This window comes from Bartonella sp. AP57NXGY (assembly GCF_042195805.1).
GTDB lineage: Bacteria > Pseudomonadota > Alphaproteobacteria > Rhizobiales > Rhizobiaceae > Bartonella.
Map to the genome: position 1 here is coordinate 39814 of NZ_JBHIOZ010000007.1, position 11148 is coordinate 50961.

At 34.7% G+C, this 11148-nt stretch carries 6 protein-coding genes and 1 pseudogene; 4 read left to right on the top strand and 3 right to left on the bottom strand.

What is annotated here, in order from left to right:
• The first annotated feature begins 145 nt into the window (after nt 1-145).
• Nucleotides 146-2812 carry a pyruvate, phosphate dikinase gene (gene ppdK, locus ACFIL8_RS02205; protein WP_375613012.1) on the top strand — a complete coding sequence of 889 codons (2667 nt, stop codon included), beginning with the start codon at nt 146-148 and terminating at the stop codon, nt 2810-2812.
• A gap of 1760 nt (nt 2813-4572) precedes the next feature.
• Here ppdK and ACFIL8_RS02210 read toward each other — a convergent pair.
• On the bottom strand, nt 4573-5406 hold the full coding sequence (locus ACFIL8_RS02210; RefSeq protein ID WP_375668540.1) for a peptidoglycan-binding domain-containing protein: 834 nt from the start codon (nt 5404-5406) through the stop codon (nt 4573-4575).
• A 1050-nt stretch (nt 5407-6456) separates the two neighbouring features.
• Here ACFIL8_RS02210 and ACFIL8_RS02215 point away from each other — a divergent pair.
• Both ACFIL8_RS02215 and ACFIL8_RS02220 read left to right on the top strand, forming a co-directional pair.
• A pseudogene (locus tag ACFIL8_RS02215) lies at nt 6457-6832 on the top strand (DUF5330 domain-containing protein).
• Nucleotides 6833-6940: 108 nt separating this feature from the next.
• On the top strand, nt 6941-7351 hold the full coding sequence (locus ACFIL8_RS02220) for a SufE family protein (protein ID WP_375611146.1): 411 nt from the start codon (nt 6941-6943) through the stop codon (nt 7349-7351).
• Nucleotides 7352-7449: 98 nt separating this feature from the next.
• Here the strand turns inward: ACFIL8_RS02220 and ACFIL8_RS02225 are convergent, their stop codons facing one another.
• Nucleotides 7450-7887, bottom strand: coding sequence for a MucR family transcriptional regulator (locus ACFIL8_RS02225; protein WP_012754848.1), 438 nt, complete (start codon nt 7885-7887; stop codon nt 7450-7452).
• 855 nt (nt 7888-8742) lie between these two features.
• Here ACFIL8_RS02225 and ACFIL8_RS02230 point away from each other — a divergent pair.
• Nucleotides 8743-10836 carry a S9 family peptidase gene (locus tag ACFIL8_RS02230; protein WP_375688824.1) on the top strand — a complete coding sequence of 698 codons (2094 nt, stop codon included), beginning with the start codon at nt 8743-8745 and terminating at the stop codon, nt 10834-10836.
• 82 nt (nt 10837-10918) lie between these two features.
• Here the strand turns inward: ACFIL8_RS02230 and ACFIL8_RS02235 are convergent.
• Nucleotides 10919-11148: superoxide dismutase (locus tag ACFIL8_RS02235; protein WP_375688826.1), on the bottom strand; the 230-nt coding region annotated here is incomplete at its 5' end.

Genomic DNA, 11148 nt, shown 5'->3' on the forward strand with positions numbered 1-11148 from the left:
TACTTTTGGTCATTATCTCTTTTGGAAGGATTAATATTATGCATTTATGAAGCGATATCGTTGAGCCAATTTTGAATCAAATCATTGCTTTTAAGTGAGCCTGGGTTGAATGATGTTTTGAAGCTGATATGGGAGGATTTGTACAGTGAAAAAATGGGTTTATAGTTTTGGAGATGGAAAGGCAGAAGGAAGTGCAAGTGAGCGTAACCTTCTCGGAGGTAAAGGGGCTAATTTGGCAGAAATGAGTAATCTTGGTTTGCCCGTACCACCCGGATTTACGCTGACAACAGAAGTTTGTAATTTTTATTATGCCCATGACAAATCATATCCAGAAGAGCTACAGGAATCTGTTAAGCAAGCACTAAGATACGTTGCTGAACAAACAGGACGTGAATTTGGGAATGAACAAAGACCACTTTTGCTGTCTGTTCGTTCAGGGGCTAGGGCTTCTATGCCAGGGATGATGGATACAGTGCTGAACCTTGGCATGAATGATAAAACTGTAAAAGCAATTGCTTTACAAGCCAATAATGAACGTTTTGCTTATGATAGTTATCGGCGTTTTATCCAAATGTATTCTAACGTTGTTTTGGGGCTAGACCATTCGTATTTTGAAGAGATTCTTGATGAAGTAAAAGCATGCAATGGTTACACTATTGATACAGAAATGACAGCAGATGATTGGAAGAATGTTATTATTTCTTATAAAGCCTATGTTGAAGAAAAATTAGGAACCCCTTTTCCACAAGATCCTGAACAACAGTTATGGGGGGCAATTGGAGCCGTTTTTTCAAGTTGGATGACAGCACGTGCAGTTACTTATCGCCGTTTACATAGCATTCCTGAAAGTTGGGGAACGGCAGTTAATGTGCAAGCTATGGTTTTTGGTAACATGGGAGAAGATTCGGCAACAGGTGTTGCTTTTACACGCAATCCATCGACAGGGAAAAAAGAACTTTATGGTGAATTTTTAGTTAATGCGCAAGGGGAAGATGTTGTGGCGGGCATTCGAACGCCTCAAAATATTACAGAAAGTGCGCGTATTGTTGCTGGTTCAAATAGACCGTCGTTAGAAAAAATTATGCCTGAGGCTTTTTTGAAATTATGTCAGATTGCGCAGAAGCTTGAGCAGCATTATCGGGATATGCAAGATCTCGAATTTACCATTGAAAAAGGTAAATTATGGATGCTTCAGACTCGTTCAGGAAAACGCACGGCTCGTGCGGCTCTCAAGACGGCAATTGAAATGGTTGAGGAGGGGTTAATAAACCGTGAAGAGGCTGTGATGCGTATTGATGCAAAGTCGCTGGACCAACTTTTGCATCCAACACTTGATCCTAAAGCAGAACGTTTTGTTATAGGACGTGGTTTACCTGCTTCTCCTGGAGCCGCAACTGGTGAAATTGTTTTTACTTCAGAAGAGGCAGAAACTGTGTCGGCGGAAGGTCGCAAAGTTATTTTGGTCCGTGTAGAAACAAGCCCAGAAGATATTCATGGTATGCATGCTGCAGAAGGAATTTTAACAACGCGTGGCGGTATGACAAGTCACGCTGCTGTTGTTGCGCGGGGGATGGGAAAACCATGTATTTCTGGTGCTGGCAGTGTGCGGATTGATTATAACACAAATACGTTGTTTGCCTCAGGAGAAAGCTTAAAAAAAGGTGATGTTATCACAATTGATGGTGGAAGTGGAGAAATTTTCAAAGGGAAAGTTGCAATGTTGCAGCCTCAGCTTTGCGGAGACTTTGCAAAATTAATGGAATGGGCTGATGGGATGCGACGTATAAGAGTTCGCGCTAATGCTGATACACCATCTGATGCCCGTATGGGGCGCTCTTTTGGGGCTGAAGGTATAGGTCTTTGCCGTACGGAGCACATGTTTTTTTCTGATGAACGTATCGTTGCCATGCGTGAAATGATTTTAAGTCATGATGAAAGTGGTCGTCGTAAAGCACTAGATAAGCTGTTGCCAATGCAGCGTTCAGATTTTAGTGAATTATTTGAAATTATGTGTGGTTTACCTGTTACTATCCGCTTGCTAGATCCACCGTTACATGAGTTTTTGCCTAAAACGAAAGCAGAAATTCTTGATGTTGCAACAGCTATGGGTGTTTCTGCTGAAGTGCTTGCTGAACGCACTCAGCAGTTGCACGAATTTAATCCTATGCTTGGATTACGAGGATGCCGTTTAGCTATTACTTATCCTGAAATTGCAGAAATGCAAGCGCGGGCGATTTTTGAAGCAGCAGCAGAAGCTGCCCAAAAATCTGGATCTCCTGTTATGCTTGAAATTATGGTGCCACTGGTTGCACTAAAATCTGAACTCGATTTTGTGAAAGCGCGTATTGATCAGGTTGCTGAGGAAGTGATGAAAGAAAAGGGAAGCACTATTCAATATATGGTTGGGACGATGATTGAACTTCCAAGAGCGGCGCTTCGAGCAGATGAAATTGCTGAAACTGCTGAATTTTTTTCATTTGGAACAAACGATTTGACACAAACTACTTTTGGGATTTCCCGTGATGATGCAGCTCCTTTTTTGGCAACCTATTTTCAAAAAGGTCTTTTAGAGCAAGATCCTTTTGTGTCTATTGACCGTGATGGAGTAGGGGAACTTATTACCATTGCTGCACAGCGTGGACGCTCAAAGCGTGCAAAAATAAAATTGGGAATTTGCGGTGAACATGGAGGCGATCCTGCCTCTATTGCTTTATGCGAAGAAAATAACCTGGATTATGTTTCGTGTTCTCCTTTTCGAGTGCCAATTGCTCGTTTAGCAGCAGCTCAGGCCGCAATAGCAAAAAGGATGTAATGGGTTAATATTTTTTGTTGTATCGTTATTACTGAAATAAATTTTTATATATTCTTTTATTTTCTTTAATAAAGGGAATAAAAATGCTTCTAAAATGCACGATAAGTTGTGTTACGCGAGAAAGTGTTTTTTTAGAGGTTTATGAAAGAAAATATAAAGCACAGGATAGACAAAGATGTATTATTAATGCACTTTTTATTGGCGAACCTCTTGATAGAGAGAAACGTGTTATTGTGCAGTCAATTTACGCGTTTGCTTTTTTATAGGGGAATGAGCTCCTCACGCAAAATAGAATGCTCCAAACAAATGCATTTTTTTTTGCGCATCATGCTGTTTGAGATAGACATTTCTCAATGGATGCCCCATTTTACATTGATATTCGTGGAATGGGGATTATGTAAAACTCCCCGTAAGTTTATAAAAATCTTCCCAAAATTTATAAACTCCATTATGCACTCCCATCTTTACATTTATAAAGGAATATCAAAGTTACACAATCTATTGATTTATAAAGATAATTTTTTATTTCTCATATTGAATGAAAGCTGTAAATATCATAAGATCTTCTTATTTCGACTTCTTTTATAATGAATCAATCAAAACCATGTTTTTTGTATGTTACAGGCGGGATGAGCGTCTGTAGATAAAAAAATAAAGCAAGGATATGCCTCTTATGAAACGTCTCAAGTGTCAAGAGCTGTCACAAATTGAAGGTAGGTACAGTGTGTAATGGTGCCGGCTTGCTTCTTGACAAAAAGCGTAAAGATGATGCGCGGCGCGTGCAGTGGGACTACTATTATTATTCATGGGCGTTGTTGCGAAGTGGTTTTAGGTGCTTTAGAGATGTTTTTTAAGAAAGCCCGTGAATGGCAATCCAAGTATATTCCGTTTGGGACATTTTGTTTTAGGTGAGGGGGAGTGAGACCAAAAAGACATGTGATAAAGTAAGAGCATGAGGCAATAGGTAATTTCCGTTATTTTAAAGATATTGCTTTAGATGTCTTTGAAAGGCGTAAAGCTGAATTAAAAGGAAATGACAAAGATGAAAACTGGTTTTTACCTTAACTTTTCATATTTTTCCCAAATTAGGCTGTTTTCCTGTTTTAAGAGATTATACAAACAGAGATGCGTAATATTCTTGCCTCCATTTGGCATATAAAAGCTATAACAGCTGAGAGAAGTACTAAACTGTCTTAACATTTTTTTCAAACATACTGCTGCGGTAAGTTTGGATGTTGATTTATAGGCAATACTAAACGCACACGCTCTCTTAAGAAGACAATGTCATAAAACACATAACTTTCCAGCAATAGATTAGAGAGAAGTGCCGGTTTTTTATCAGACACTTTGCAAAACAACAACCATAACACAATTAGCTTTACGTCTATTTATCCTTACAGGTGTTTGCACAAATTCTTTGCATCATATTTATAAAGATCAAATTGACGATAATATATGGACAATTCGTGGTTCGATAATATGAAAGGTTTACATGATACTACAAAAATTTCGTGTCCTTTTATCATCAGAGGCAATAAAAATGCTAGAACAAGCGCGTTTGCTATTTTGCAATATTCTTTTTTCTGCAATCGGTTGTGGTTTTTTTGAAGAAAATTATACGGCTCAATATGTAATGTGTAAGAAAACCATTCTGATTGATTGAAAATAAGAGGGCTTGAGATGAAGGAATGTTTGAGGGGAGCATTAAACAAACGAAAGATGAATTATCATTATAAATTAAGAGATTATTATGATTAGCTTCAATTTAATAAACCAATTTCACGCATTTTCATTAAAATTGTGTGATTAATTTTACCTGTTACAGGAAGATCAAATGTTTTTTGAAACTGTTTTAAGGCTTCTATCGTCTTTTGATCTTCTATTCCTGTGACAATAACCTCCTCATTCCCAAAAATATGTAAAGCTTTTTGCACTTGTATAATATCTTCAACAGAAGGCTCTAAAATAGCTTCTTTTAAGTGTGTCATATTTTTTGTATTGTTTGTTTCTATTTCGCTTTGCTTAATTAATATCGCGATTTCATCTGCTGCGGGATTAGATAGAACATTCTTTTGCATTCTCTGAGCAGTTTGCTGTTTCCATAAAGTGATGGCTCGGCGTGTTTTAGGTCCTTCCAGTCCATCTAATGGTCCATCATAAAGTCCTAATTTTGCTAGTTCTTTTTGCTTTTCCAGCATGCTTGCTGATTGAGAGGGTAAAGGTGAATTTGTGTGCTTATGACTTTGAGAATGTACAGAAGTTACACGGGAGAGTTCTTGTGATTTTTCTTCTTTTTCCGATAAAGTAGAGCTCTTACCTATACTTTGAACAGAGGAAAATTTCATTTGAGTTAAAATATTTTGATGCGTTGTCATTTGCGAAAATAAAGCATTAAATGAAATAAATAAAAAACTAATGCTAAAAAGAAAAGATCCAACAAAAAATAAAGTATTTTTTCGTGTATAGAAATAAAGAGTTTTTGCACTCCAAAAAATAAAATGAAAAATTATAAGAAGAAGTGTTATAACAATACTACTATAGTATTTACGGTGTTTTACAGTTTTTTTTCGGTAGGTCTTTCGTTTTGTTGCCATTACTTTTATTTTCAGTTGCGTTTATTTTTTACAAAGAAACAAATATAAATTAGGAAACGAATATGAATCAGTTTTTACTTCCAGCCAGAGAGAAGTGCATTGACATTATTGATTTTTCCTTTCAAACTCCTAAAATGAGCGGCTTCATTATATCAATTTATAAGTTGATAAATCAACAAGAGTTCTTATCAACGTTTATTCATTTTATTTTATACAAATCTTTAATGTGTATAAAGAGAGCACCAAATGATTAGCATTCAAGATCATTTTGGTATTTGCAAACTGCATTATCACATATAATTATCTAAACAATAATGCCACGTTATTCTTCATTTTGGGGCATATGTTTGCCTATTATTTAAAATAAAATTGAAAATATTTGCCTATAACGCTAAAAAGATGACAATCATTATCTATTCTTTATAATTTACATATAGATGGTTACTTATCCATAAACGGTTTGGTAATAATAATTATCTCTTAATATTATTATATTTTGGTATAAATTCCTTCTATTAAATAATTTTCATAAGTATTAATTAAATTGATGTTTACAATGTTATAGAAAAAACTGGCTTGAGATGTAATCATAAGAGATGCAGTTATTTTTTGATGTTTTTATTGACAGGTTGACTATTTTCATAACATTCCAGTAAAAATTTTATAGATAATATAAATATTTTATCGACACTAGAGTCAGAATAACAGAGTTTACTCTTTTTAGCTTTTTCAACTAAGCTAAGATGGTGGACTATTATTTAAAATAATTATGTACACAACACGATTATCTCTCTCATTTTTTATCATAGTATGTTCATTAACATGACCAGCTTGTAAGTGTATAATTTTGATGTTAATTTTTTACTGAATAGACAATGTATCCCATTTTATACAGCGGAATTGTGCCATATTTATAAAAAAGCCAATGATATAGATCCAATACATGAATACTCAATTTTATAAAAAGCACATTTTATAAATTGTTTATAAAGCAACAGTGTATAAAATGCTTCTTTTATTGTATTTACCACTGCGGTACATTGATTGTCCATGATACGTTTTTTAATCAAATTATCATTTTTTTTATTTTTTATTTTTGTCATTATTTCATTTTTTGTAGCAGATCCAAGCAGTAACCATTCTTCTAGCCCCCAAAATAATGAGACAACAACGAGCGATGTGATTGTTGCTTTTAAGGAAGCCTTAAATGACTTAGGCGCATTTTGTGACCGTAATATAAAAACCTGCAAAGTAGGAAAATCCTTTTTAAGTTCACTTGGTGAGCGCGCATATTACGGTGCAAGAGCTGCTTATGAATATTTAGGGAACATATTAGGAAACAAAAATGATATCAGAGACTTCCCCTAATGTTTCTTACAAAATCGAAATACAAGAGTTCTTACAAAACCATGCAATGTTATCTTGAAATAAGGATTTTTAACGTTCTTCGTGTTATTTATGTTAGGAAGAATAAATATTTATTTTTTATAAGTGTATTCAAGAATGATTATTCAAACGAAACAGGACTAAAATAATGGCGGAAACAATCGGTAATATTATAGAGAACTTTTCGCTTTTGGATAATTGGGAAGATCGTTATCGTTATGTCATCGAGCTTGGCTATGAATTGCCACCTTTTCCAGAAAGCGCTCGAAACGATGCTCACAAAGTTCCTGGTTGTGTTAGCCAAGTGTGGCTTCTATCTTCACGTAATAACTCAAAAGATCCAATATTGACGTTTCAAGGTGATTCCGATGCTCATATTGTGCGTGGACTCATTTACATACTTCTTGCTTTTTATTCAGGCAAAAAAGCTTCTGAAATTCGCAATTCTGATGCTCAAGAGCTCTTTGAAAAACTTGGTTTAAATGAAAATCTTACACCACAACGATCAAATGGTTTGAAATCAATGATTAAACGGATTCGTAACGAAAGCTATATGTAATCCCCTTGGTAGAAATTGCTATATATACAAAAGCTTCACACAAAACATGTATACTAAAATCAACTTTATGCACGAAACCATTTTTTCGCAAAATAAGATTATTTAGTTTTTTTCCGTTTGCTTTTGCGTCCAAGCCCCATTTCTTTGGCCAAAGCCGATCGTGTTTTTGCATAATTAGGCGCCACCATAGGGTAAGAACTATCTAACTGCCATTTTTCACGATATTCCTCTGGCAACATTCCATAATGTGTCATGAGATGACGCTTTAGAGATTTAAACTTCTTTCCATCTTCAAGGCAAATGAGATAATCAGGAAATACTGAACGCTTCGGATTAACGGCAGGCCTTTGTTTTTCAACTTCGACTTCTGTTAACTCTAGATTCCCTGCTTTACGAAAAGCAGCATGGACATCAGCAATTAAACTTGGCACTTCAGTCGGTCGAATAGAATTATTACTCACGTAGGCAGCAACAATATCAGCAACCAATGTAATAACTAAATTGCTTTCAGTCTCTAAGACTGCACGATGTTCCATTCTTGTTTCCTTTAATTTAAAATTGAGTAATTCAAAATCGAGATATAGTGCATATACTCATGATATAAAGATCTCATGCACATGAGTTTCATATTGTACAAAAATCTTTTTTGTCAATTCAATTATTCTATAAAATTGCCAAAACACAAAAAAATCAAATAAATACCTATTTTTTGTCATAATATACAATAAGAAAAACGAAATTATTACATGCTAAAATATATTTTTACCCTATAACATATCATACATAATATATAATACATCACAAATATAAAAAAATATATGATAAAATTTATTTATTTTTTTTGAGAACGTAAAAATAAAATTACTAATTATAAAAATATAATATATAAATTATTATATTTTGTTTTGAATACTTATAGTTTAGTAAGTTTATGTTTAATAAGTTTTAAATTTGTTTTTATTATTTATATTTATAAAATTTAATAATAAAAAACATGATATATTATAAATATGACATAATAGTATTATTTATAATATAAAACTATTCATTAAAAGGAGATAGGACATTTTTATTTTTTATACAGTAATAATAATATTTTAGATATATTTATTCCTTTCTGTAAAATTATGCGATTATACTGTTTCAAAAAAAATCAATTCTTTTTCTAATAGTTTAATTGTTTTACCAGTCACTTTCATTATAAAAGTGGTGTTATATCCCTAGAAAACAATAGCTGTGATATGTAATGAACAGAAAGGTATTAGTTTTAAAAATTATCATGGTGCTATTTTTGCAAGTGAATAGAACTTATAGGTTTTTACACTTGCATCAATCATTGTGATTCTAACATATAAACGAAGCTATTAACATATTTTAATATAGGATTGTGTATGACTCGCACTTTTGCAATTCCTCCCAAAGCATCTAGAATCACTCATAAGGAAATATATCATGGTATTTTTCGTGATGATCCCTATCATTGGCTACGTGCGTCTAACTGGCAAGATGTTTTTAAAGATCCTAACTGTCTTGATCCCAATATTCGACATTATCTTGAAAAAGAAAATGCTTATCAATCAGCTCAAATGGCTGATACAAAACCATTACGAGATTTGCTTTTTACCGAAATGAAAAACAGGATCCAAGAGAATGATAGTTCTGTTCCTATAAAACATGGTCCTTTTGCTTACGGATTCTCTTATGTTACCGGAGGCCAACAACCACATTATTTTCGGACACCAAGGAATGGCGGAGAAAAAAACGTGTACCTTAATGGTGATGTCTTGGCAGAAGGCAAAGAATATTTCAAATTTGGTTCAGTTCAAGAATCTCCTGACCATACACATGTGGTATGGACCTATGATGACAAAGGATCAGAGTTCTATACAGCTAAAATTCGTAATTTTGAGACATTATCTGACTGTACGGACATAATTACTGATACATCTGGTCAAATTGTATGGGATGCTAGGTCTGAAGGTTTTTTCTATACTAAGATGGATAAAAACCACCGACCTTCAGAGCTCTATTATCACCAATTAAACACAGATCAATCACAAGATAAGCTTATTTTTCGTGAAGACAATCCAGGTTTTTTCTTAGATGTAAGCGGTTCTAAGCTTAATGATGTTATTTATATTAATATTCATGATCATGAAACATCCGAGATCTGGTTAATTCCTGCTGAGGCGCCTTTTACTGTTCCCCAATGTGTACGGAAACGACAAAAAGGTATTGAATATTTACTTACAGAGGGTGGTGATGTCTTTTATATTCTAACCAATTTAGATAATGCAAAAGATTTCAAAATTATGGTAGCGCCATATACATCTCCACAATCAGAAAATTGGTCTGAGTTTATCCCACATCAGCTTGGGTGCCTAATATTATCCCATGATGCTTATCAAGATTTTCTTGTCTGGATCGAACGTTTTGAGGGGCTTCCACGTATAAAAGTAATGGAACGTACCACTAAACAAGTTAATTCCATCGCTTTTACTGAAGAGGCTTATTCTTTAGGTCTGCAAGGAGTTGCAGAATATAACAGTCCAACTATTCGTTTTTCCTATTCGTCTATGACAACACCTGATCAAGTGTTTGATTATGAGATGAAAAATTGTAAACGAATGCTTTTAAAAACGCAAATAATTCCCTCTGGGCATAATAAAGATGCATATGTAACACGACGTATTACAGCAATAGCAGACGATGGTGAGAAGATTCCTATTTCACTTTTTTACCACAAAAACACTCCCCTTGATGGTGGTGCGCCTTGTCTGCTTTACGGTTATGGTGCTTATGGGATTTCTATTCCTGCCAGTTTCAATAGTAATGTACTTTCTCTAGTAAACAGAGGTTTTATTTATGCTATTGCTCATATTCGCGGAGGAAAAGAAAAGGGAGTAGAGTGGTATGAGAAAGGAAAACATCTCTTTAAGCACAATACATTTACAGATTTTATTGCTTGTGGGCGTTACCTTGTAAACAATAAATTCACTTCTCACGACCGGCTGATTGCTCATGGTGGTTCAGCAGGGGGGATGTTGATGGGAGCCATTGCCAATATAGCTCCACAGGATTTTGCTGGGATCGTAGCAAATGTGCCTTTTGTTGATGTCTTAGCGACAATGTTAGATGCTTCATTGCCACTCACACCTCCAGAATGGGCCGAATGGGGGAATCCTCTTGAATCAGAAGAAGATTATAAGCTTATTGCTTCCTATTCCCCTTACGATAATGTTAAAGCTCAAAACTATCCCCCTATACTTGTGATGGCAGGATTAACAGATCCTCGTGTAACTTACTGGGAGCCTGCAAAATGGGTGGCAAAATTACGAGACCTAAAAACAGACGATAATGCAGTTTTATTACGTATTAATATGGATTCAGGGCACGCTGGTGCAGCTGGACGTTTTTCAAAGCTAGAAGAAGTTGCCTATATCTATGCATATATTCTAAAGATAGCAGGAAAAGATTTTTGCTAATCCATAATACTTCTGTATGAAAGTCTCCGATAATTTATTGAATTATAGAGACTTTCATACACTAAAAAATTATTGAGACAGTTTAAAATTCACATTCTTCATAAAGTTCCAAAACATAGTCCCAATTAATTAAATGGTCTACAAAGGATTCGAGGTACTTCGGTCGAGCATTGCGATAATCAATGTAATAGGAATGTTCCCACACATCGACACCTAAAATAGGACGAGCATTGTGCACTAAGGGATTTTCACCATTAGGCGTTTTCATAATTTCAAGCTTGCCATCTTTAACAGCAACCCACGCCCATCCAG

Bases quoted from the DNA above. Each gene is read 5' to 3' on its own strand.
- ACFIL8_RS02230 (WP_375688824.1), top strand. From the start codon at position 8,743: ATGACTCGCACTTTTGCAATTCCTCCCAAAGCATCTAGAATCACTCAT.
- ACFIL8_RS02225 (WP_012754848.1), bottom strand. From the start codon at position 7,887: ATGGAACATCGTGCAGTCTTAGAGACTGAAAGCAATTTAGTTATTACA.
- ACFIL8_RS02210 (WP_375668540.1), bottom strand. From the start codon at position 5,406: ATGGCAACAAAACGAAAGACCTACCGAAAAAAAACTGTAAAACACCGT.
- ACFIL8_RS02220 (WP_375611146.1), top strand. From the start codon at position 6,941: ATGGCGGAAACAATCGGTAATATTATAGAGAACTTTTCGCTTTTGGAT.